Below are 22,130 nucleotides of genomic sequence, written 5' to 3'. Positions count from 1 at the left end.
TAACCTCCTTGTAATCTGAATTATTTAATCGCTTTTCCATCTCTTCTTCTTACAATCAACTTGTTAGAAGCTTTGTTTTTCTTACGTGTCTTAAGACCGAGTGCCGGTTTGCCCCAAGGTGTACATGGACCTGGACGTCCGATACCTGTCTTACCTTCACCACCACCATGCGGATGGTCGTTCGGGTTCATAACGGAACCACGTACTGTAGGTCTGATACCCATGTGACGTGTACGGCCTGCTTTACCTACGTTGATCAGGTTGTGCTCTCCGTTTCCTACGACACCAACAGATGCTCTGCAAATGATTGGAACCATTCTCATCTCGCCAGACGGAAGTCTTAATGTTGCATATTTTCCTTCTTTCGCCATCAGCTGTGCGCTGTTTCCTGCTGAACGAACGAGCTGTCCGCCTTTTCCAGGATATAATTCGATATTGTGGATCTGAGTACCAACCGGAATCTCAGAAAGAGGCAGGCAGTTTCCTACTCTTACTTCTGCTTCTGGTCCGTTCATGACTTTCATGCCATCCTTTAATCCTTCCGGAGCGAGGATGTATGCTTTTTCACCGTCTGCATAGCAGATCAGTGCGATGTTTGCTGATCTGTTCGGATCATACTCGATTCCAACAACCGTTGCCGGAACCCCATCTTTCTTTCTCTTGAAATCGATAATTCTATATTTTTTCTTAGCTCCGCCGCCGCGGTGACGAACTGTAATTTTGCCCTGGTTGTTGCGGCCGGCTTTTCTGCTCTTGGAATCCAGCAGAGATTTCTCAGGAGTTGTCTTTGTTATCTCAGAGAAATCAGAGCCAGTCATCTGTCTTCTGGAAGGTGTATATGGGTTATATGTTTTGATTCCCATTACTTTCTCTCCTTTCGTTTTGCCTGATTATTAGTTTCACGGAATTGCACCGTATATTGTACGCTTAAATGGGTTCTCTCAAACCCGGCCCGGTCTTACAGGCCCTCAAAAATCTCGATATCAGCGCTGTCTTCTGTAAGCTGAACGATAGCTTTCTTTGTCTTAGCTGTCTTTCCGTATGTCATTCCACGTCTTTTCGTCTTACCGTCAAGGTTCATGGTATTTACGCTTTTTACTTTTGTTCCATTGAACATTTTTTCAACAGCTTCTTTGACCTGAGTCTTGTTGGCCTCTGTGTGGACAAGGAATGTGTATTTCTTTTCAGCCATCAGCTCCATTGTTTTTTCAGTAACAACTGGTTTAAGGATTACATCATAATATTGAATGTTAGCCATTATGCATACACCTCCTCAATCGTTGCAACAGCAGCTTTCGTAGTGATTACTGTGTTGTATTTTAAGATATCAAATACATTGATTGTATTTGTATGAGCCGTCTTCACGTCTTTGATGTTTCTTGCGGAAATCTCCACGTTCTTGTTGCCGTCTTCCAGAACAAGCAGTGCTTTGTTCACGTTCAGGTTATTTAAAACTTCCTGGAATTTCTTTGTTTTGATCTCGTCGAAATTCAGCTCGTCGATTACGATAAATTTGTTTTCCTCTACTCTGGAAGTAAGAGCGGATTTGAGAGCAGCTCTCTTTTCCTTCTTGTTCATCTTAAATGAGTAGTCTCTCGGTACCGGAGCGAATACAACCCCGCCGCCTGCCCACTGTGGTGCTCTTGTAGAGCCCTGTCTTGCGTGGCCTGTTCCTTTTTGTCTCCATGGTTTTCTTCCGCCTCCGGAAACTTCTGCGCGTGTCTTTGCTTTCTGCGTTCCCTGGCGTTTGTTTGCAAGCTGGCTTACAACTGCCATGTGTACAAGATGTTCATTTACATCAACACCAAATACGGCATCGTTCAAATCGATTGTACCAACTTCTTTACCTTCGATATTATAAACAGATACGTTTGCCATCTGTGTGTTCCTCCTTTCTTCGTCAGTCAGACTAGTTAGCCTTTACAGTTTCTTTGATTGTCACGAGGCATTTTTTTGGTCCCGGAACTGAGCCTTTTACTAAAAGCAGATTGTTTTCAGCGTCAACTCTGACAACTTCAAGATTCTGAACTGTAATTTTCTTGTTACCCATCTGACCTGGCATCTTCTTGCCCTTGAATACCTTGCTGGGATCAGATGCCGCACCATTGGAACCAGCGTGACGGTGGAACTTAGAACCGTGGGTCATTGGTCCTCTGCTCTGATTGTGACGCTTGATTGCACCCTGGAAACCTTTACCTTTTGAAACTGCAGTAGCATCAATCTTGTCTCCTGCTGCAAAGATGTCGGCTTTGATTTCCTGAGCCAGTGTATATTCTTCAGCATTGTCAAATCTGAATTCTTTTACATATCTTTTCCCGGATACGCCGGCTTTGTCAAAGTGTCCTTTTTCAGCCTTTGTAACACCGTTTCTGTGCGCAATTTCTTTCTTGCCGCTCTTGTCTTTTGTGACAATCTTTTCTTTCTTGTCGGCAAAACCAACCTGAATTGCACTGTAACCGTCGTTCTCTGCTGTCTTAACCTGTGTTACTACACATGGGCCAGCCTGAAGTACAGTTACCGGAGTTAACACTCCATCTTCGTTGAAGATTTGAGTCATTCCGACTTTTGTAGCTAAAATAGCTTTCTTCATTATAATTACCTCCTGTGATTTACAGCGGAGCGCTTATGCGCTCATCCTAAACTTTAGGAATACTGCTTACTTATTTTTCATTTTGATATCAATGTAAACACCGGCCGGCATCTCCAGTCTGGATAATGCGTCCACAGTCTTCTGTGTCGGTGTGATGATATCGATGAGTCTCTTATGAGTTCTCTGCTCGAACTGCTCTCTGGAGTCTTTGTACTTGTGTACAGCTCTTAAGATTGTTACGACTTCCTTCTTAGTAGGAAGTGGTACTGGTCCACTCACTTGTGATCCGTTCTTTTTTACAGTTTCGATGATTTTCTTTGCAGATGCATCAACCAGCTGGTGATCATATGCCTTCAATGTGATTCTCATTACTTGACTTGCCATAAAAAAAGTCGCCTCCTTTTCGTACTATTCCATCAGTACGACAAGCGGTGACTGTACACTCTCCCGTGTGTGTCGTGAGAAACTCACACGTTGTTTCATACCTCTTATCCTTTGATAATCAGTAATCAGTTGTGATTCGTACAGTGACTTGTCGCCAGTTTCCTAACTTGACATTCGCTCCACGGAAAACCTGCCATCATGCTTTCGCACCCGGCAGCAACCTCACGCTTCACAGCTATCATGCCACAGCTCTCTTAGTATAGCGGATTCATCCATATATTTCAAGAGGTTTTTCGGAATTATTGTATTTTTTTTAATACATCCCAAGCTAATTTCACATTCCATGTCTTTTCCTTGAAATTGAAACATATTTATATAGAAGAAACAGCTTTACCTTTGGTTTAATATATATTGTTTTTATATCAGGCTTAATGAGTATAACGTACTTTTTATAAAAACTGCAATATTTATTTGTTAATTATTTTCAGAGTGCAATCATTTTTTACAAAACTATTCTTTTTAATCCCCCTCTCTTGACATCACCGCGGTAAAGTGGTATAGTGTAAGCAACTTATAGGATTGTAACCAAAGGCGGTTTCCCTCATACTAGGAAAGCGCCTTTTTATAAAAGTATAAGCCTTATCCTTTACCCGCATAACCAAAACCATACATATGGTTGCTATTGCAGTTATGCCAGCGCCGGTTGTTTCCCCCAAGAACAATCTTGCACTGGTAAACTCCAATTAATATATACATCCTCATTGTAGGACATTCCCCAGATTTGTATATAATACAAACTGCATGGCAACGAGGAAAAACCTCTCAATGACATACCAAAAGCGAAAAGCACGACCAAGGTCGTGCTTTTCGCTTTTCAACAAGGAGAGCAAGGGGGTCAGCCCCCTCTGCAGAGGGGTCTGACCCCCTTGCTCTCCATTTTTCGTATTGTTTAACAAAAAAGGGACAATTCCACCGGATCGTCCCTTTTTGTATCTTAATATTACACTTTTGCCACATATTCGAACGGCAGCGGAACTATCGTGCCTGGTGTTTCTATTTTGACAAGCTGTTCAAGCGCTGCTTTTACTATATCCGTCTGCATTTCTACATCATTCGGCGCACCTGCGTTGGCACCCATGGGTACTAACGGAGCTACGGCGCGTGGTGTACCGGTCTGACGGACAACCGGGGGAAGGGCTGCAATAATAATCGTAGGTATTCCAGCCTCTTCAATCGCTCTCTGCACCAATACTGCAGAGCGGTGGCAGGTACCTCAGCCAGCGGTGAGGATGACTGCATCCACATCCTCTTCTTTGAACATCTGTGCGATTGCAGGTCCTGTTTCGTTTTTAAACTTATCCTGATCTCCACCGCCTCCCATGAATCCGGCATGCACCGGGGCGCATTTTCTGATAAATCCTTCTGCTGCCAGTTCATGGATTCTGTCGATGGGGAACATACAGTTAATGTCTTTGTTTACATCCCCATTATCGTACCCTCCATGGGATACCATCAATTCACTTGACGGAGTATCGTTCGTGATCCTTCTCCAGCTTGAGTCGCCGGCCAGATTAAATCTTTCCTGACTCTTACAGTGTACACCCGCTGCGGTAGCAAGGGCAATAGACATATCCCTCAGCGTTTTTGTCACAGGTGTCCACACTGCCGGAGGAGTAATCGGAACGTATATTTCTGACTGTAAACCTTTTGTGGTTGTCAAACTCATTCTTCTACCTCCTTGTTTTCTGCGTCGGCTTTACGCATCTCTTCCTGATGTCTTTTATATGTGGTCAGATTACTCACGTACTTCTCGTTTATCCCGGCCCCGAGCTGCTCCACAAAACTCATGTTCCATGCAACCTCCTGCCCTACTGCCAGGGGATAGTCGGTAATCAGCATGCGCATCGGAATCTTCAGATAGCCGAGTCTGCCCTTTAAGTCTATCCCGACGCAGCCGTCATGGATCTCAACGATTACCCCTTCCATACGTATCATCTTGTCGCCATATATTAATTCTTTCATCTTAGTCGTATTTCTCTTTTCTCTTTTGGCTCATCGGCAGTGACTGTTCATTCTTCACCAGCTCTATCGGCCGGCCCGTCACATTTGATATGAGTTCTACATTTGTCTTTTTTACACTTGGATTCCATTTTCTCTCTGCTTTATTCACCCCTTCACCCGCCATTGCATTCTTCAGCATGGCAAGGGCTCTGAGTGCATCCTCATGGCAGAGAGTATTGCAGGCAAGCACTTCGTTTTCAATGCCCGACTCCGATTTATTGTTGTCAACCATATTGGTCATGTATTTATTACCAACGACCAGAGCCCCCTGTACTGCGCAGAAAGACATACCAACAACGGGAATCCCGCGCATTCCAATCTGTTCGTGATGGCTCGCAAAATCAATATGGTTATTGCCAAAGCCTTCGGTTGTGATAAACGCTCCGTCCACATCCATCATCTCCGCCATCATACCGACACGTTTCGAAACATAAAATTTCTCGGAATTGATCTGCGGGCTTCCCACAAAGATTACTCCACACAGGTCGATTTCCGGATCGTGGAGCGCTTCGAGTACCAGCGGCTCCCTCCAGTAGTGCCTGGACATCTCTTTGGATGCCGGCCCGATGCAGGTCAGCGCGTGGATACAACCGTCCAGCACCTCCAGCGGTGATACACAGACCGGCACATTGCCAAGGTCGACATTCGGCTTGGCTCCGAGCACACCCACCGGTTCAACCGGAAGGATCAGGTTATCGTGCATAGCACCCTGTCCCATGATCTCCTTTACAATGACAACTTTCTTCCTGCCCGGCCTTCTCACCTGGTCAAATGTCTCTGTATCAACCACCAGTGAATCGTCATCCAGTTCTTTTAATGCATCCCTGATCTCCTGCGTAATGACGTCTGTGGCTGTGTGCGCAGCAAGAGGTCCCGGCCTTTCCATATTCATGCCTTCTTTGATTGTCACCTGGGTCTTGATAAAGATCTCACCCTTGTCAGGCGCTCCGGGCCGGTTCCACATAATATTTTCATCCAGATACCCTTCTGAAGAGCCGAATTCCCCAATCTGCACTCCATTGGCATCTGTACCTGTAACCATCATGATAACGCCGTCCAGAACTCTCGTTGTGCCGCTTCCGACTTCATCGCCGTCTTCCTTGCAGGCAATCGGCTGTACATCCATAATCGTCTCGGAATACGTGTGATATTCTGCCGGTACAATAATGTCGATCCGCAGATCAAATACCAGGTCCTGGGAATCTACACATTCTTTTTCAATTCCTTCCCTGATATACAAGATGGTGCCTTTGATCTCCGTCTTCGGGCCGCGCTTTACTTCTGTAATCTTATAATGCTTTCTTGTCAGTGTTCTGACAACTTTTTCCTCCTGCCCCGGTGCCTCCGGAATAGATTCCGCTGACAGGCCGGTTCCCTGAACAGCTGCCGGAGCAGCTGCCTGTGAAACTCCCGCCGTATTCATCAGCGCCGCAGGTAGTTCTATATCTATATCTCTGCCTTCCCCTATATGAATCCGGAACATCGGTCCTTCTGCCGTCGGTAAAATCGGTAAAACCGCTGCCGGTTCCGCTTCAGCGGCCGGTTCCGGTTCGCTGGCCGCTGCTGCTTTGGCTCCTTCTACGACATCTGCCGTCAAAGGGCACAGAGAATCACAAGTCTTTGAAAGCCTGGCCCCCAATACCTGTTCAATCGTCAATGCGCCTTCCAGTTCCAATAACCCTGAATCTACCAGATCATCAAAGATAGCCGGATCTTCCAGATTGGATGCCTGTATGATAGTCCCCGCCTCCGCTCTGCAGCAGAGTACCGCAGGGTCATTCGCATGTTCTTTCGCTGTTTCAGCTGTTATTGACATACTTTTCTTTCCTCCTTTATCTATTTTCCATCAGGGATGGACTGCCTGTCTTTTGGCAGCTGGTCTACCTGCTTAGAAACGGTTAATCTTCTATACAGCGGATGGTTGATCGTCCTCATAACATGATCTGTCTGATGGAATACTTTCAGTTTCATCTTCGGGGCGGAACCCATAACGGTATTGGAACAATCCGAGCAATTGCCAATAATTATATATTCCGAACCGTCCTTTTTGAACTGCAGACATTTTTGGGCCTGTCCCGGACAGTTGCCGGGATTCTCGCACTTCAGCGTCCCGTTCTTCATCTCCACAGCCTGCTTGCATCGAGCTACTGACACAACATTCCCATGCATCTTTTCACAGACATCCCTCATACGGTCCTCATCGCCTCCGCAGGCGCAGACGAGAAGTCCCACAGGCGCACCATGAAGGTCCGGCAGATCAATTGTCACAATGATGCCTCCCGTGGTTTTTGTTACCGGAGCATCCTTTTCCACAGGTTTTCCCGTGAAAGGGCCGCCCATGATGATTTCCCCGTACACGCCGTCAATTCCGCCTGCCCTCTCAATCATATCACCCACACTGGTTCCGACCGGAACATCCATATAAACATGAGGCTCATTTCCGCCATTGATTTTTCCAATAACAGTCATGTTTTTGCTGAAGCAGGGTTTCTTCAGATCTATAGCTTCAGCGACCCGCAGGACGGTTTCTACATTAATCACAATAGAGTCCGCCGCCGAGGGAAGCTGGGTTGGATCCAGAAGCTTTCCCAGTGTCTCCCTGACCACGGCCCGCTCTTCTCCCATCGGATAAATATCCGGAAGAAGATGAATGGAAATATTCTCCTCATTCCGGACCGCCTCTCTTAATATATCCACAGCCTTTTTATTCTTGGCCTTGATAGCAAAAATGGCCTGAGCTGCATTGGCTATCTCCATGCAGTACCTGACTCCCTTCAGGGTCATCTCTATATTATCTTCAATTTGGCGGATATTATGATAGAGTCCGGGTTCGCACTCTACCGCATTAACCAGAATGTATCCGCCATTCAGATCCGTGCCCAGCTTCACTCCTGTCGGAAATCCCGCGCCGCCCATTCCAACAACGCCGGCTTCTTTTATCATATCCAGGTGGTCACCTTCCTGAATCGGTACGAACGCATCTTTCTGTTCGTCATCCGGAACGATAATAATCCGGTCTTCAAGAATGTCCTGTACACTTCCGTAAACGCTGGAAAAAATATTTGCTCCCAGCCCGGTCGGAGCGGCGATCAGCGTCCCCTTTTCCACTCTGTCACCTATTTTGACAACCGGCTCACACGGAGCTCCAACATGCTGTCTTAGCAAAAATTGTAAATTTCCCATGGCCCGTTTTTTCTCCTTTATATCACTTCTTTATGAATCCTTACTTCTTTATAAATAGTCTGCAGAAATTAATGATCCTGCAGATCTTGTTTTTGGCGGAGGCATGTGGGAATCGAACCCACCCAGGACGCTTCAAACGCCCAACACTGGTTTTGAAGACCAGGAGGCACACCAGTTACCCTTCTACCCCCTCACTTATATGATTATTCTATATCATTGCCATATTTACCGCTGGTTATGATATCTGATGTTAAATGAAATAAACCAGGCCGCTTGCTGTATGATTTATTCACCCTAATCGTGTTTATATATTAACAAATAATCGTTGACTTTTCAAGGCTTTTCATACATAATAATTTGTATAAACTGAACCGCATACTAGAACGTGGTCTATTATTGGTTTTTTATCATTTTTTACCTGTTTAATCCACAGATTAATCTCCATAATAACCCGTAAGGTATTATTTAAGAAACGCTTATAGGTGGATTCTATAAATCAACAGCTAGGAGGAAGGGTTATGAATTACAATCCCAAAATTAACCTGAATGCATTTGAAGCATCATTTAAGGCAATTGACACACATACCGTCGGAGAATTTACCCGTATCATCATGTCCGGCTTTCCCGAATTAAAAGGCGACTCCATGATGGAGCGCAAACAATATCTTGCAAATAACTTTGATAAATACCGCCAGGCGCTGATGTTTGAACCCCGGGGGCACCATGACATGTTTGGGGCCCTGGTAACGGAACCGGTGAACCCGGAAGCTGATTTCGGCGTTATATTTATGGATACCGGAGAATATCTGAATATGTGCGGCCATGGTACAATCGGAACAACAACGGCGCTTATTGAATCCGGCCTCGTGCCCGCCGTAGAACCTTTCACAGAAGTAGTATTGGACGCGCCGGCCGGTCTTATTCGTGTAAAAGCAGAAGTTAAAAATGGAAAGGTACTGAATGTCACACTAACAAACGTCCCCGCTTTTCTTTATAAAGAAAATCTTACGACCGTAGTAGACGGCAAAGAAATTAAATACGACATTGCATTCGGCGGAAGTTTTTTTGCTCTTATCAATATCGAACAGCTTGGCTGGACGGTAGATAAGGAATCTATTCCAAAGCTGACAGATTTTGGCATGAAGGTAATAAAGCAGGTAAACGCGGAGGTGGAAATCAAACACCCATTTCTTGACATCACCTCTGTTGATCTGGCGGAGCTCTACTGCCATACCGACACAGAAGGCTGTAATTACCGCAATGTAGTTATTTTCGGTGATTATATGTCTGACCGTTCCCCGTGTGGTACCGGGACAAGCGCAAAGCTTGCAACGCTTTATTCACGCGGTGAAATTAAGATCGGAGAACCGTTTGTATACGAAAGTTTTATCGGATCCCAATTCAAAGGTGTGATCAAAGAAGAGGCAACTGTCGGTGAATTCAAGGCAGTGGTTCCCCAGATTACCGGAAGCGCTTATGTTACCGGCGAAGCAACCTACGTAATCGATCCCGATGATCCGCTGAAATACGGATTTAAAGTTGCAAGAGGCGAATAATATGATACACAAAAAATGGGTGTGGTTTACTTCCCGAGTAACAGTTCAGGCAAGGTTAAACTGTTACTCGGGAAGTAAACCACACCCATTTTTCTATATTTTTTCCATAGTCGTTATTTATAACTTATGCTATACTAATAAACGAAACAGAACGTATAAATGCTAAGGCGTGTTTGCTTCTTAATATCTAAGAGATTGTTAAGCACCCCTCGGGAAAGAGAGCTTGTTATGCCAAGGAAAAAACAGACAACCAAAAGCCGTATCGTAAAAGCTGCCTGGAACTTATTTTATAAAAACGGATATGACGACACAACCGTAGAGGACATTATCAAACTTTCCAAGACATCAAAAGGAACATTTTATCACTATTTTAAGGGGAAGGATGCCCTTCTCTCCACCCTTTCGGATCTTTTTGACCAGAAATACGAAGAGATCTACAGTACCATGGATCAAACGCTGTCCTCCAGGGAGAAACTGCTGCTGCTGAATCACGAATTATTTTATATGATTGAGACAAGCATTGACCGCAATCTGCTTGCATCCCTGTATTCATCGCAGCTTGTCACAAAAGACAACCGTTCTCTTCTGGATGACGACCGTTACTATTTTCAGCTGATCACGGAGATCATCACTGCCGGGCTTGATTCCGGAGAATTTTGCAGTGCTGCCTCCGCAGCGGAGCTTGTAAAGATTTATACAATGTATGAGCGCGGACTTCTCTATGACTGGTCACTCTGCGAAGGTAAGTACCCGCTGTCCGCATACAGTGACAGACTGCTCCCTCATGTACTGGATAACTTTGAAAAGGGGCTTTAAGCCTTTCTGCCGCCTTTTATTGTATTTTTCGACAAAAACTGATATGATTAAGAAAAATACATATGGAGGTATAATCTGTGTCCGAAGAATTAATTCCTACAAAAGATGAAACTGTCAATAAAACACCCGGGACTCCCACGGCTGTCCCTCCGGTTGATACAGATGTTTCGAATATTGTGCCATTTGCATCAGAAATGCCAGGCTCCACTGAAATCAACAGGGAATGCGCCGTAAAAGAGGCAGCAGCAGAGACCACCTCCGCGGCTTCCGCTTCGTCTGCATCTGCGTTATCCGATGGATCCGGCAGCCCGGCACCGGTATCTCAGGCGCAGGAATCTGCAGCTAAAGAACCGGAATTATCACAAAAAGTATCTGAATTAAAGAACAAAGCCGCTGACTTCACAGATAAGGCTTCTGAGTTTACCGGTAAAGCCTCTGAATTCACCAGCAAGACATTTAAAAAAGTATCCGCCCAAAAGGAGACAGATACCGATTACGAAATGCCCGATGAGGAGCCGGCCGATAAAAAGCGCTTCCATTTCAAAAAGGAAGATAAAGAGTTCTTCCGTGATAAGTGGATTTTCTCCCGAATCAGCGACGATAATCTTATGGACTATCTTACTTTGGAGCAAAAGCGCAATGAATTGCAGCAGCAAGCCCGGGACATCAAAGAAAAACGGATTATGAAAGCATTTGAGCTGACGATATCCCTGGCGGCAATTGTTGCTGTGATATATCTGCTTAGAGATAATCCAACCATACTCGTCAACATACTTTACATAACTGGAATACTCGTGGCATTTTGGTTTTGGAAGAATCCTCGTGATAAGTAGAGCGGGGAGAGGGGACGCCTGGACGTGAGGGGAGCGGCGGGAGGGACGATGGTGTTTTCTGATACCGGCCGTTTAGCCTAGTTTCCGTAGGGATAAAATAAAAAAATCTGATGGAACCAGCGACATGCAGCGACAAATCTGATGATTTGTCGCTTAAGTCGCTTCAAACTTTGCTTTGGATAGCAAAGTTTGTCCATCAGATTTTTTTATTTTATCCCAACGGAAATACGGCACACTATGAGGCATCAGAAAACACCATCGTCCCTCCCGCCGCTCCCCTCACGTCCAGGCTGCTCGCATCCAGGCTGTACTTAAAAACTTACACGGGCAGGGGATATGACGGAGCAGGCGGATCGTATTGCTTGGGTTTGATGTTTTTGATGCTGTTTTTTATTTTTTTAGCTCAGGTCTAGTACATTGAAAAATAAGTAACTTACTGTTCGATGTGCTAGTATTCGTATTATAATTCCAGTACTCCTCTCAGACATCTTTTTTATGCAAAGTGGATTTATACCATGCACTCCTGGATTGCTTCTTCCTGGATTCCGGCCAGTTCTATTGCTTTTTGGACTGCGGCTTTCTGGGATGGGGCCGTGCACCAGGAGAGGCCGCAGCCTGCGGATAGGATGCGGGGGACGGGGATTAATCTGCCTGGTATGTTCTTTTGACGGCATAATTTTTCCATTGCCATGGCGTCCGCAGTTGTATGAAATGTGATGACTAGTTTTAACTCTTTTTTTCTCATTTTACTCACCTACCGTAATGCAGACTATGACGGCTGCGCTAACTCTCTTACTGCACGGACAGCTTCTTTAATTTCTTCTTCTGTGTTGTAATGTGAGAAACTGAACCTTACGGCCCCCTGGCCTTCCGTTCCCAGCGCTCTGTGCATCAGCGGTGCACAGTGTGCCCCCGGCCTGGTAGCAATCTGATATGTTACAAATAGTTCATCGCTTACATCAGAAGAATCATAGTCTCCAATGTTGAAGGATACGATTGGACATCTCTCATCCGTGGCAAAATCACCGTAAACCGTCACGCCTGGAATATGGAAGATTCCCTCGTAGAACTGCCGCATATGGGCTAATTCTTTTTTCCGGATCCAGTCAATCCCATTCTCCTCCAGATATTCCAGCGCCGCATTTAAGCCCGCGATTCCATGTCCATTCAGGGTTCCTGCTTCCAACGCCGTCGGCATTTGCTTTGGGTGGTGTGTATTATACGTATCCACACCGCTTCCGCCGCTTAAAAGCGGACGTACTTCTACGCCCTCTCTGACATACAGGCCGCCGGTTCCCTGTGGGCCCAACAGGCTTTTATGGCCGGTAAAACACAAAATGTCAATGTGCATTTGCTGTACATCGATCGGATACACTCCGGCTGTCTGGGATGCATCCACGATGAGCAGGATCCCACATTTGGCAGCAATCCGCCCCACTCTTCCAATATCCACCATATTACCGGTCAGATTGGAGCCATGTGTGCACACAATTGCCTTGGTATTTTTTTTGACTGCATTTTCCATCTCTTTATAGGAAATGTTGCCCTTTTCATCGCATCCCAGGATCGTAAGTTCCGTTCCTTTTTCCCGGCATTCGTATAGCGGGCGGAGGACCGAATTATGCTCAAGTACGGTTGTTATCACATGATCACCGGAACCCACGATCCCCTTGACCGCAATATTCAGGCTCTCCGTTGAATTAGCCGTAAACGCAATTCTTGTTGGACTTTCCGCATGGAACAAACGGCAGAGCTTTTCCCTCGTGTCAAATATCATTCTGGACGCACTCAAAGACGCCTCCGTTGCGCCTCTTCCCGCATTTCCAATCGAGCTCATTGCGCTGACAACAGCCTCTGCCACTTTTTCCGGCTTCTGTATTGTTGTCGCCGCATTGTCCATGTAAATCATAACTTCCCCCTCCATTTCCCTAGAGCGTGTCTGAAAATTCATTGCCGCAATATCCCGCAAACTGGGACAACATCTTGCAACAAGCAATTTTCAGACACGCTCTAGAGTGCTCTACCTATCCAGTATAACCCGCAAGGCTTTAAGCGTCTAATTGAAAACCGCCATAAATTAAAACCACTATAGACAGCCTCTATAGTGGCTGTTAAAATGTATTTTATTCAATGGTCTGCCGCAAGGCTTCCCGTAAAGCATTCGTTATGGAATTTCCTTCGGATAAACTTTGCTCACCACCCGCAGAAAGTTTTCTGCCGGCGCAGACAGCTGAAAGTTTTTATTATAAACGACATTTATGTCACGCTTTCCCTCCTCCGCATCCAGAGGGAAACACAGGATACTGCCGGCGCTGATTTCGTCTTCTGCAGCAAGGCGCGATATAATGGAGATTCCAACGCCTCTGCTCACTGAACGTTTGATCGTCTCCTGATTTTCTATGCTCGCTACAATCCTGAGCGCATCTATTTGGATTCCCATCTTTTTCAGCAGCCTCTCGGCCTCCTTACGGGTACCGGAACCTTCTTCCCGCAGAATCAGAGGTTCCTCCTGGATCCACATGTTTTCCGATTCCGTTTTTATCTGCTTCTTTTCGCTGAGAAGCTTTTCCCGCAGGCGCCTGAATTTATCTGAATTCGGTGTGATAATGACCAGTTCATCCTGGTAAAACGGTATGTACCGGCAGTATTTTTTTTCCAGTACTGTTCCGGTAAATCCGATATCCGCATTTCCGTTTATTACCTGTTCCACTACCTTTGCGCTGTCCGTCTCTGCAATTTTAAAGCGTTCTCCGGGATACAGCTCACTGAATTTTGCCAGGATCTGAGGAAGCAGATACTGGGAAGGAACGCTGGATGCGGCAATATGCATGCAGTGGCTGGTCTCTTTCCTCGTCCTGTTAAATACTGTTTCAATCTCTCTCTGAAGCACAATCATCTGCTTTGCATAGCCATGCAGTTTTTTCCCATCTTCTGAAAGGCTGACCTCTTTTGTATTTCTCACAAACAGGCAGACTCCCAGTTCCTGCTCCAGCGATGAGACATGTGCGCTTACTGTGGGCTGTGTCAGGAAGAGTTGTTTTGCCGCCTTTGAAAAGCTTCCCTCCTCCGCGACCGCTGTGAATGCCTCTATTTGTTTCAGATTCATAGATTCGATATCCTTTCACTTTCTGCTCCTGTTTTCCGGGTGACCTTAATGCTGTCCATGTATTCCAGAATCGGTTTCGCACTTTTCCGGCTTGTGCCAAACATATCACGAATCTCTGCGATTGTAATTTTCCCGTCTGCTTTCAGCTTTTCCACAATCTTCTCCCGTGCCGAGTCCATATAAGAACCAAGTGTGTACATGCCATCCGCTACTTTTACGATTTCTCCGCTGTCAACCAAAAGGAGAAGGATATCCTCCACCGTGCCGGCAGGTATTTCCCCGAAACTGATATCCGTCATTCTGGCAAAATCATAACCCGCGGGTTTCAATACGCCTAAAAGCGTGCGCCGCACCTTCTCATAAACCGCATCCCTGGCCGCTTCATACGCCGGCGGCGCAAGGAATTCATCATGGCGCGACAGAATGTTCTGCGCTTCCAGATACTCGATATATTTATCAAATATATTGGGCTTTACGCGTTTCATGTAGGTACTGTGCACTTCTGCCTTCGCCATACCATAGCGGTAAGGGTTCTTCTCCACGTATTTTTCCAGGGCATTCAGAATCTTCTCTCTGTATGCACGCTCGTCCGCTGTATGCCACACGAACGTATCCTTTTTCATCGGGAAAACACAGACCAGTCCCTCCTCTGCAAGAATCTTCACGGCCTCTTCTGTCTCTTCTCTGGACAGCGCCGTGAGTTTGGCAAGCTCTGACACCGCAGCCATTGTTTCTGCGTACTCTTTCACATGCAGTTCAATTACATCTTCGGCGGAACCGGACTCCTTCTGCTTCAGGGAATCCAGAACCTCCGGGGAAAACCGTTTCTTCTTCACCGCATTTGGTTCCAGTATCACACCGCCCCCGATTGTCTCCATAGGAGAATAGAACCGCACAACAAATCTGTCCCCTCTCCGGAAGGCGACCTCCTCTTCCATTCTAAGCTGGACATATCCGCTTTCTCCCGGTCCAAGAGTCTCATCGCCCAGAAGGACAGCACGGCACAATACCTCGCTGGTACCGCTGAAAAAATGCAGCCTTGTGTTGTTTGCCAGGACACGCACGGAGGAATCCAGCATTTCCAGTTTTACATCCAGGAGCCTGGAATCTTTCATGCTTCCGGGGGGCGCAAGGACGCAGCCTCTTTGCAGTTCCTTTTTCTTCATATTGGAGATATTGATTGCCACGCGCTGGCCCGCATAGCATGTTTCCACGTCCCTGCCATGTACCTGGATATTGCGGATCTTACACTCCCGTCCATTCGGAAACATCTCGAGTTTATCTTCTTTTGAAATCGTCCCGCTGACGAGCGTACCGGTTACCACAGTACCGAAGCCGGAGAGAGAAAATACCCGGTCTACGGGCAGCCTGGGTATGGTGTGAATCTCCTTTTCCACCACCTCATCCTCGCTCAGGCGCTCAATGGTTTCAACCAGAACGGGAATCCCCGCCCCGGTTGCTGCCGACACTTTCACGACAGGAGCCCGTTCCAGAAATGTTCCCTGCAGTTCTTCCCGGATCTCTTCTTCCACCATCTCCAGCCATTCTTCGTCCACCAGGTCGCATTTATTCAGGACCAGAATACTTTTTTGGACTCCCAGCATTTCTAAAATATCCATATGCTCTCTTGTCTGGGGCATGATTCCCTCATCGGCTGCGATAACCAGAAGCACCAGATCCATCCCCACAACACCGGCAACCATATTATTTATGAACTTCTCATGGCCCGGAACGTCTATGATGCCCGCCCGGTTTCCGTTCTTTAAGTCGAACCAGGTAAACCCCAGGTCGATTGTAATTCCTCTGCGCTGTTCCTCCTCCCAGCGGTCCGTGTTCCGGCCGGTGAGCGCTTTTATCAATGTTGTTTTTCCATGGTCAATATGGCCCGCTGTTCCGATAATAATATGCTTCATAAGGGTTTCCTTCCTTTTCCAGGACATTCTGCTCCTTTAAGATTCTGGTAAGATAGTTCATGAATTTTCCATCAAATGTCCGCATATCCAGGAGGATCTTGTCATTCATGACCCGTCCCACCACTGGCACCGGCATATGTCGAAGCCTCTCTTCCAGCTCCGGTGTACTGATATCCAGGGGGCGGATTGTCACCGCAAAGCTTGGGATGCGCTCCAGCGGCAGGGAGCCGCCTCCGATCTGTGCTTCACAGCTTTCGACGCCGATTTCTGCAGTCAGTTCTGCACGTCTGAGCATTTTACAGAACTTTTTGGCATCCTTTTCCACCTCTTCCGGCTTTCGCGTGATCATAGATAAGGCCGGTATGTTGTGTACTGCTTTCTCTTCCGATAAATATTCCCGCAAAACGACTTCCAGCGCCGAGGCTGTAAATTTGTCAATCCGCAGCGCCCGCGTCAGCTGGTTCTTTTTCATCATGTCTATATATTTCTTTTTTCCAACAATGATCCCCGCCTGAGGGCCGCCCAGCAGCTTGTCTCCGCTGAAACAGACCACATCGGCCCCATTTTTCACAGAATCCTGCACCGTGGGCTCATAGGCCAGTCCGTATTTGCTTAAATCTACCAGGACACCGCTGCCCAGGTCCTCGATGACCGGGAGCTGATACTTTTCTTTCAGTGCTGCCAGTTCTGCAACGGAAACCGATTCTGTAAAACCTACGATCCTGTAGTTGCTGGTGTGCACTTTCATGAAGGCCTTTGTCTCCTCCGTGACGGCTTCCTCATAGTCACTAATATGTGTTTTGTTGGTGGTTCCGGCTTCTCTGAGGACTGCGCCGCTTTGTTCCATGACATCGGGAATTCTGAATTTGCCTCCGACCTCTACCAATTCTCCCCGGGATACGATGACTTCCCCGCCTTTTGCCAGGGAGCTTAAGATCAGCATAACCGCGGCAGCATTATTGTTAACAGCCATGGCAGCTTCTGCCCCTGTGATCCTGCATAGAAGCCTTTCAAAATGAGAATACCGTTCCCCCCTGCCGCCTTCTTCCAGGTCATATTCCAGATTGGAGTAGCCTCCTGCGATATATGTCACCTGCTTCAGATGTTCAGTGCTAAGCGGAGCACGGCCAAGGTTGGTATGCAGTATCGTTCCCGTTCCGTTTAACACGCGCGTCATGTTGGGGCGGTACATGTCCGCTGCGGTAAGTTCTATGCGCACCATAAGGCTTTCTATCTGCTGTTCGGCTTCTTCCTCGTTCTCACAGGACGCAATATAGGCGCGCAGCTTATCAAGCTCAATCCGTACGGCTTCCAGTACACCGTCATAACCATACAGTTCCGCCATTTGCTTTATAACATTGTTTTCCATCAGAACATCTACTTTTGGGATTTTCCGATATAAAAGGTTCTTATTCATAGACTGCTCCTTATGCTTTGTTTGTAGTGCCTCCCATCGTATTTACGCCGGGAGGCACTAATTTGTATTATGGCAAAAGCCTTATCAATTTTTCTTCTTTTTCCAGCACCCGTCCGATCACGGAGACTTTGGTGTCCAGTTTTGCACGCTTCAACCCATTCATAAATTCATCCGCATAACACTTTGGCAGACTAAACAAAAGGCCGCCTGATGTCTGTGGGTCGTACATGAGGTCTGTTACATATTCTTCTACGTGCACCGCGTCCACCATACTCTGACAGTGTTCACGGTTTTTATAGGCACCGGCAGGTATTAAGCCCATCTTGGCGTAATCCGCAGCCTCCTGCATGTAAGGCACCCTTTTTGCTTGAATCTCCAGCGTTACGCCGCTGGCCTTAGCCATTTCCGCACAATGTCCCAGCAGTCCGAATCCGGTGATATCCGTACAGGCATTGACCGGAAATCCCTCTGCTGCTTCCTTTGCTTTTTTATTGAGGGAAGACATCACTATGACGGCTTGTGTTTTGGCCTGTTCCGAGGCCATTTCCGCTTTTACCGCAGTATTGATGATGCCGCTTCCGATCTGTTTAGTCAGGACCAGCACATCCCCGGGCCGGCAGCCATAATTTCTGTATATCTTATCGGGATGTACAAATCCCGACACACTCAGGCCGTACTTCGGCTCATCATCCTGGACGGAGTGTCCTCCCACCAGCACGGCGCCGGCTTCCTTTACCTTATCGGCACCGCCTCTTAAGATCTCCCCGAGAATCTCCGGGTCCAGACAATTTGGAAATCCCACAATATTCAGAGCCACCTTTGGCTCTCCTCCCATCGCGTATACATCGCTGAGGGAATTGGCTGCTGCAATCTGCCCGAAGGTATACGGATCATCCACAACCGGGGTAAAGAAGTCAACGGTCTGAATCATAGCAATATCATCCGTAACCTTGTAAATCGCAGCATCATCTGACGTTTCAATCCCAACCATGAGATTCTCATCCTGGAATTTTGGCAGCTTACCCAGAACCTGGGCAAGGGTCTCAGGACCTATTTTAGCCGCTCACCCGGCTGTCTTTGCCATCTGGGTAAGGCGCACATCTTTCCCTTTGTTCATGCCATCTTCCTCCTTTCCTGGAGCGTGTCTGAAAATTGCTTGTTGCAAGATGTTGTCCCAGTTTGCGGGGTATTTACTGCCAAATACAGGAAGCGTAGTGGGCTACGCCCTCTGGATTTGGCAGTAAATAGACCGTGAAGTGGGGCAGCATCTTGCGGCAATGAATTTTCAGACACACTCTAGTATTGCGCACTCTCAGAAACTCTATTTTTTAGGGACGGATCACTTTTTGCGCTCCATTCATGGTCTCTACAATCGTGTACATATTGGTCACGCTTCCTACCTGAAGCTTTTCCTTCAGCCCGTAATAATCCAGGCATGTACCGCATGTCATAATCTGTACGCCCTGGGCTTCCATTGCTTTCAAATCCTCCAGGGAATCAGAACCTTCCGCAGTAAGCCTGGCTCCTCCATTGTAGAAAAGGATTGTCCGGGGCAGTTCCTCGAGCTGTGACACGGCAAAAATAAAGCCTTTCATCAACACTTCTCCCAATTCATCATTTCCCTCTCCCATCCGGTCTGAAGATACTACAACTATTGTACCGCCACTGCTGTCCGTGCAGCACACGGCCTCTTTCTGCTGTTCCTGCTTCTCATACTGTTCCTGCTGCAAAACACCGCCTTCCTTTTTAATGGCAATCCGATATTCTTTTTCTCCGGTTTTTTCCCAACTTACCCCGGCTCCGGAACTGGATGCCAGCTTTGTTACATTCTGGACGGCAATTTCATTATCTACCAATACCTCAAGAACTCCAGGGCCTTCCAGTTCCTGGAGAGCCTTCTTCGTCTTTATGACAGGGATGGGGCAGGCGTCTCCTATTGCATTAACCGTTATCATAATAGTGTCTCCTTTCGAAATCAGTGCAAAGGGGTCTGACCCCTTTGAAGTTATTTATAGATATATTCTATCACTGACTTGGCTTTGAGTAAACAATATTTATTGTCAACATCTGTTTGTTTGTCCCGATGCTACTATGTTGTCGAACGATCTGTTGTAACCGTTCAGACAGGTCTGTGCATTTACTGCACAGACCGTACGAAAACATGATGATTGCAGGCATCGCATCCTGTCTCCGCTTTGCTCCGGTCCGTGTTAAACGTACGCCGCCGGCGCACAGCCCCCTTCGCCGCAGGCGAATTTCAATGGGCTGGATGCGTAACAGTTCAGGCCTGTCTGAACTGTTGCGATCTGTTTCTGTTATGATAATAATATCCGAAAATCCATGTTGATAATTTTATGCATTTATGAGATGATATGTGTAGTTTTCCGCTTGTTTTGGAATTTTAAACAGGCAGTTTCCGAAAGAAAGGATAAGATAAAAATCATGTGGATTGCAGATAACTGGAAAGATTATGAGGTCATAGATTGTTCCATGGGAGAAAAGCTGGAGCGCTGGGGGGATTATTTTTTAATTCGCCCGGATCCCCAGGTCATCTGGGACACGCCTAAGACACAGAAGGGCTGGAAGAAACCAAACGGGCACTATCACCGCAGTAAAAAGGGCGGCGGGGAATGGGAATTCTTTGATCTGCCCCATCAGTGGCAGATTCATTACGGGGAACTTACTTTTAACCTGAAACCTTTTAATTTTAAGCACACAGGGCTATTCCCGGAACAGGCCGTGAACTGGGACTGGTTCTCCGATAAGATAAGAAACGCAGGCCGGACAGTAAAGGTGCTGAATCTTTTTGCTTACACGGGCGGCGCTACGCTGGCAGCAGCGGCAGCCGGCGCACAGGTTACCCATGTGGATGCCTCCAAAGGCATGGTTGGCTGGGCAAAGGAAAATGCGGCATCCTCCGGACTGGGCGAAGCTCCGATCCGCTGGCTCGTGGACGACTGTGTGAAGTTCGTGGAAAGGGAAATCCGCCGCGGCAATACTTACGATGCCATTATCATGGACCCTCCCTCCTATGGAAGAGGTCCCAAAGGGGAGGTATGGAAGATTGAGGATATGATCCATCCGCTGATCAGGCTCTGCACCCAGATCCTGTCAAAGGATGCGGTATTCTTCCTGGTTAATTCCTATACCACCGGACTGGCCCCGGCCGTCCTGACATATATGATCTCCACCGAGCTCAAAGCCTGGAACGGAACCGTAGACTCCCAGGAAATCGGGCTTCCTGTAAGCTCAAACGGGCTGGTGCTGCCCTGCGGCGCATCGGGACGCTGGGAAAGAACGTAAACCCCTTGAATAGATTTTCAGGGCTTGTGCCCCATCTGTACAAGTAAAGAATACTGACATATAAGTCAGCCCGCCGGAACCGGACGTTCTGGCGGGCTGCTGTTCTTCGTGAATCTTCCCTGCATATGCATTCATAGGTGAAATGATTACTGCACTGTAATTGCACCCAATATCTGCCCAATGGGTGCGGATATGTTTAGCTCAGCCCGGACGGCCTTTGCAGTCTCTGACTTATTAATTACAACCAGATGCCTTCCACGGAAATAATCGATGAATCCCGCGGCCGGATAAACTACCAACGAGGTTCCTCCAATAATAAGGGTATCTGCCTCGGTAATTGCACCTACCGCCCCCTGGATTGTCCTGGAATCCAGACCTTCCTCGTACAGCACCACATCCGGTTTGACGATACCTCCGCATTCACAGCGCGGTATACCGTCGGAGTTCTTGACAAACTGCGCATCGTAAAAACGCCCGCACTTCATGCAGTAGTTCCTGTGGATGCTGCCGTGGAGTTCGAAGACAGTCCGGCTGCCGGCAGCCTGATGAAGGCCGTCAATATTCTGTGTGATCACAGCCTTCAGCTTTCCCGCCTGTTCCAGCTCTGCCAGTTTGAGATGCGCAGGGTTGGGCAGCGCATCTAATATCATCATTTTTTCCTTGTAAAAGTCGTAAAATGTTTCTGTATACTCCATAAAAAAGCTGTGGCTTACTACCTGTTCCGGAGAGTATTTGTATTTCTGATGGTAAATACCGTCAGCACTCCTAAAATCAGGAATATTGCTCTCTGTGGATACTCCTGCACCGCCAAAAAACACAATGTTACCGCTGTCATCTATTATTTTCTGAAGCAGTTCTATTTCCTTTTCGTACATTCTGATACCTCCTGATTCACACACCGGCTCCATTTTGCAACAGCCACGTAAACATGCATACTAACGGGCACCGCCGTCTCTGCATTCATGGGT

Annotated in this window: 21 protein-coding genes and 1 tRNA gene; 4 read left to right on the top strand and 18 right to left on the bottom strand. The window is 47.0% G+C overall.

What is annotated here, in order from left to right; genetic code table 11:
- Window positions 1-20 precede the first annotated feature (20 nt).
- From rplB to ARB69_RS00280, 10 genes are all read right to left on the bottom strand, one after another.
- Window positions 21-863: a 50S ribosomal protein L2 gene (gene rplB / locus ARB69_RS00330; RefSeq protein ID WP_050641819.1), complete on the bottom strand. Its 843-nt coding sequence runs from the start codon at window positions 861-863 to the stop codon at window positions 21-23.
- A gap of 95 nt (window positions 864-958) precedes the next feature.
- Window positions 959-1,258: a 50S ribosomal protein L23 gene (rplW, locus tag ARB69_RS00325; RefSeq protein ID WP_025654663.1), complete on the bottom strand. Its 300-nt coding sequence runs from the start codon at window positions 1,256-1,258 to the stop codon at window positions 959-961.
- Window positions 1,258-1,878, bottom strand: a complete 621-nt coding sequence (gene rplD, locus ARB69_RS00320; protein ID WP_025654662.1) for a 50S ribosomal protein L4 — start codon at window positions 1,876-1,878, stop codon at window positions 1,258-1,260. The genes rplW and rplD overlap by 1 nt, the downstream gene beginning before the upstream one ends.
- 31 nt (window positions 1,879-1,909) lie before the next feature.
- Complete coding sequence (gene rplC / locus ARB69_RS00315) at window positions 1,910-2,590, bottom strand: 50S ribosomal protein L3 (protein ID WP_025654661.1); 681 nt, start codon at window positions 2,588-2,590, stop codon at window positions 1,910-1,912.
- Between the two features lie 66 nt (window positions 2,591-2,656).
- Entirely contained in the window at window positions 2,657-2,974 is a 318-nt protein-coding gene (rpsJ, locus tag ARB69_RS00310) for a 30S ribosomal protein S10 (RefSeq protein WP_004607300.1), read from the bottom strand.
- Window positions 2,975-3,974: 1,000 nt separating this feature from the next.
- Window positions 3,975-4,700: a D-proline reductase (dithiol) protein PrdB gene (gene prdB / locus ARB69_RS25730; RefSeq protein ID WP_082203053.1), complete on the bottom strand. Its 726-nt coding sequence runs from the start codon at window positions 4,698-4,700 to the stop codon at window positions 3,975-3,977.
- Entirely contained in the window at window positions 4,697-4,996 is a 300-nt protein-coding gene (locus ARB69_RS00295; RefSeq protein WP_050641822.1) for a CBO2463/CBO2479 domain-containing protein, read from the bottom strand. The genes prdB and ARB69_RS00295 overlap by 4 nt, the downstream gene beginning before the upstream one ends.
- A gap of 1 nt (window position 4,997) precedes the next feature.
- Window positions 4,998-6,851, bottom strand: a complete 1,854-nt coding sequence (prdA, locus tag ARB69_RS00290; protein WP_050641823.1) for a D-proline reductase (dithiol) proprotein PrdA — start codon at window positions 6,849-6,851, stop codon at window positions 4,998-5,000.
- Between the two features lie 20 nt (window positions 6,852-6,871).
- Window positions 6,872-8,218 (bottom strand): proline reductase-associated electron transfer protein PrdC, encoded by a 1,347-nt coding sequence (prdC, locus tag ARB69_RS00285; protein ID WP_055149897.1) that lies wholly within the window; start codon window positions 8,216-8,218, stop codon window positions 6,872-6,874.
- Between the two features lie 93 nt (window positions 8,219-8,311).
- Window positions 8,312-8,409: transfer RNA gene (locus ARB69_RS00280), tRNA-Sec, on the bottom strand.
- Window positions 8,410-8,736: 327 nt separating this feature from the next.
- Between ARB69_RS00280 and ARB69_RS00275 the strand changes: the two genes are divergently transcribed.
- The 3 genes from ARB69_RS00275 (at window position 8,737) to ARB69_RS27340 (ending at window position 11,423) form a co-directional block, all read left to right on the top strand.
- Window positions 8,737-9,774 (top strand): proline racemase family protein, encoded by a 1,038-nt coding sequence (locus tag ARB69_RS00275; protein WP_050641825.1) that lies wholly within the window; start codon window positions 8,737-8,739, stop codon window positions 9,772-9,774.
- 228 nt (window positions 9,775-10,002) lie between these two features.
- Window positions 10,003-10,590 carry a TetR/AcrR family transcriptional regulator gene (locus ARB69_RS00270; RefSeq protein WP_050641826.1) on the top strand — a complete coding sequence of 196 codons (588 nt, stop codon included), beginning with the start codon at window positions 10,003-10,005 and terminating at the stop codon, window positions 10,588-10,590.
- A 77-nt stretch (window positions 10,591-10,667) separates the two neighbouring features.
- Window positions 10,668-11,423: a hypothetical protein gene (locus ARB69_RS27340; protein ID WP_055149894.1), complete on the top strand. Its 756-nt coding sequence runs from the start codon at window positions 10,668-10,670 to the stop codon at window positions 11,421-11,423.
- Window positions 11,424-11,931: 508 nt separating this feature from the next.
- On the opposite strand, the gene ARB69_RS00260 is transcribed toward ARB69_RS27340, so the two are convergent.
- From ARB69_RS00260 to yedF, 7 genes are all read right to left on the bottom strand, one after another.
- Window positions 11,932-12,168 (bottom strand): DUF3343 domain-containing protein, encoded by a 237-nt coding sequence (locus ARB69_RS00260; protein WP_050641827.1) that lies wholly within the window; start codon window positions 12,166-12,168, stop codon window positions 11,932-11,934.
- Between the two features lie 24 nt (window positions 12,169-12,192).
- Window positions 12,193-13,332, bottom strand: coding sequence for an aminotransferase class V-fold PLP-dependent enzyme (locus tag ARB69_RS00255; protein WP_055149891.1), 1,140 nt, complete (start codon window positions 13,330-13,332; stop codon window positions 12,193-12,195).
- A gap of 255 nt (window positions 13,333-13,587) precedes the next feature.
- The gene (locus ARB69_RS00250; RefSeq protein WP_055149888.1) at window positions 13,588-14,529 is read right to left on the bottom strand and encodes a selenium metabolism-associated LysR family transcriptional regulator; all 942 of its coding nucleotides are present in this window, start codon (window positions 14,527-14,529) and stop codon (window positions 13,588-13,590) included.
- Window positions 14,526-16,442, bottom strand: a complete 1,917-nt coding sequence (gene selB, locus ARB69_RS00245; protein WP_055149885.1) for a selenocysteine-specific translation elongation factor — start codon at window positions 16,440-16,442, stop codon at window positions 14,526-14,528. Before selB ends, ARB69_RS00250 begins: the two co-directional genes overlap by 4 nt.
- A complete protein-coding gene (selA, locus tag ARB69_RS00240) occupies window positions 16,405-17,859 on the bottom strand; it encodes an L-seryl-tRNA(Sec) selenium transferase (RefSeq protein ID WP_055149882.1) in 1,455 nt (484 codons plus the stop codon). The genes selB and selA overlap by 38 nt, the downstream gene beginning before the upstream one ends.
- A gap of 67 nt (window positions 17,860-17,926) precedes the next feature.
- Window positions 17,927-18,976 (bottom strand): selenide, water dikinase SelD, encoded by a 1,050-nt coding sequence (gene selD, locus ARB69_RS00235; RefSeq protein ID WP_083486972.1) that lies wholly within the window; start codon window positions 18,974-18,976, stop codon window positions 17,927-17,929.
- A 211-nt stretch (window positions 18,977-19,187) separates the two neighbouring features.
- A complete protein-coding gene (yedF, locus tag ARB69_RS00230; protein ID WP_050641832.1) occupies window positions 19,188-19,814 on the bottom strand; it encodes a sulfurtransferase-like selenium metabolism protein YedF in 627 nt (208 codons plus the stop codon).
- Window positions 19,815-20,301: 487 nt separating this feature from the next.
- Here yedF and ARB69_RS00225 point away from each other — a divergent pair, with 487 nt between their 5' ends.
- Complete coding sequence (locus ARB69_RS00225; protein WP_050642741.1) at window positions 20,302-21,162, top strand: class I SAM-dependent methyltransferase; 861 nt, start codon at window positions 20,302-20,304, stop codon at window positions 21,160-21,162.
- Window positions 21,163-21,308: 146 nt separating this feature from the next.
- On the opposite strand, the gene ARB69_RS00220 is transcribed toward ARB69_RS00225, so the two are convergent.
- A complete protein-coding gene (locus ARB69_RS00220) occupies window positions 21,309-22,037 on the bottom strand; it encodes an NAD-dependent protein deacylase (protein ID WP_050641833.1) in 729 nt (242 codons plus the stop codon).
- Window positions 22,038-22,130 lie beyond the last annotated feature (93 nt).

This window comes from Faecalicatena contorta, from assembly GCF_001404335.1.
GTDB classification, from domain to species: Bacteria; Bacillota; Clostridia; order Lachnospirales; family Lachnospiraceae; genus Faecalicatena; species Faecalicatena contortus_B.
Note: the sequence above shows the minus strand (reverse complement) of the source record. Positions and strands in the feature narration are given on the sequence as shown.

Excerpts from the sequence above, each read along its gene's own strand:
- rplB (WP_050641819.1), bottom strand. The coding sequence starts at position 863 with ATGGGAATCAAAACATATAACCCATATACACCTTCCAGAAGACAGATG.
- rplW (WP_025654663.1), bottom strand. The coding sequence starts at position 1,258 with ATGGCTAACATTCAATATTATGATGTAATCCTTAAACCAGTTGTTACT.
- rplD (WP_025654662.1), bottom strand. The coding sequence starts at position 1,878 with ATGGCAAACGTATCTGTTTATAATATCGAAGGTAAAGAAGTTGGTACA.
- rplC (WP_025654661.1), bottom strand. The coding sequence starts at position 2,590 with ATGAAGAAAGCTATTTTAGCTACAAAAGTCGGAATGACTCAAATCTTC.
- rpsJ (WP_004607300.1), bottom strand. The coding sequence starts at position 2,974 with ATGGCAAGTCAAGTAATGAGAATCACATTGAAGGCATATGATCACCAG.
- ARB69_RS00295 (WP_050641822.1), bottom strand. The coding sequence starts at position 4,996 with ATGAAAGAATTAATATATGGCGACAAGATGATACGTATGGAAGGGGTA.
- prdA (WP_050641823.1), bottom strand. The coding sequence starts at position 6,851 with ATGTCAATAACAGCTGAAACAGCGAAAGAACATGCGAATGACCCTGCG.
- prdC (WP_055149897.1), bottom strand. The coding sequence starts at position 8,218 with ATGGGAAATTTACAATTTTTGCTAAGACAGCATGTTGGAGCTCCGTGT.
- ARB69_RS00275 (WP_050641825.1), top strand. The coding sequence starts at position 8,737 with ATGAATTACAATCCCAAAATTAACCTGAATGCATTTGAAGCATCATTT.
- ARB69_RS00270 (WP_050641826.1), top strand. The coding sequence starts at position 10,003 with ATGCCAAGGAAAAAACAGACAACCAAAAGCCGTATCGTAAAAGCTGCC.
- ARB69_RS00260 (WP_050641827.1), bottom strand. The coding sequence starts at position 12,168 with ATGAGAAAAAAAGAGTTAAAACTAGTCATCACATTTCATACAACTGCG.
- ARB69_RS00255 (WP_055149891.1), bottom strand. The coding sequence starts at position 13,332 with ATGATTTACATGGACAATGCGGCGACAACAATACAGAAGCCGGAAAAA.
- ARB69_RS00250 (WP_055149888.1), bottom strand. The coding sequence starts at position 14,529 with ATGAATCTGAAACAAATAGAGGCATTCACAGCGGTCGCGGAGGAGGGA.
- selB (WP_055149885.1), bottom strand. The coding sequence starts at position 16,442 with ATGAAGCATATTATTATCGGAACAGCGGGCCATATTGACCATGGAAAA.
- selA (WP_055149882.1), bottom strand. The coding sequence starts at position 17,859 with ATGAATAAGAACCTTTTATATCGGAAAATCCCAAAAGTAGATGTTCTG.
- yedF (WP_050641832.1), bottom strand. The coding sequence starts at position 19,814 with ATGATAACGGTTAATGCAATAGGAGACGCCTGCCCCATCCCTGTCATA.
- ARB69_RS00225 (WP_050642741.1), top strand. The coding sequence starts at position 20,302 with ATGTGGATTGCAGATAACTGGAAAGATTATGAGGTCATAGATTGTTCC.
- ARB69_RS00220 (WP_050641833.1), bottom strand. The coding sequence starts at position 22,037 with ATGTACGAAAAGGAAATAGAACTGCTTCAGAAAATAATAGATGACAGC.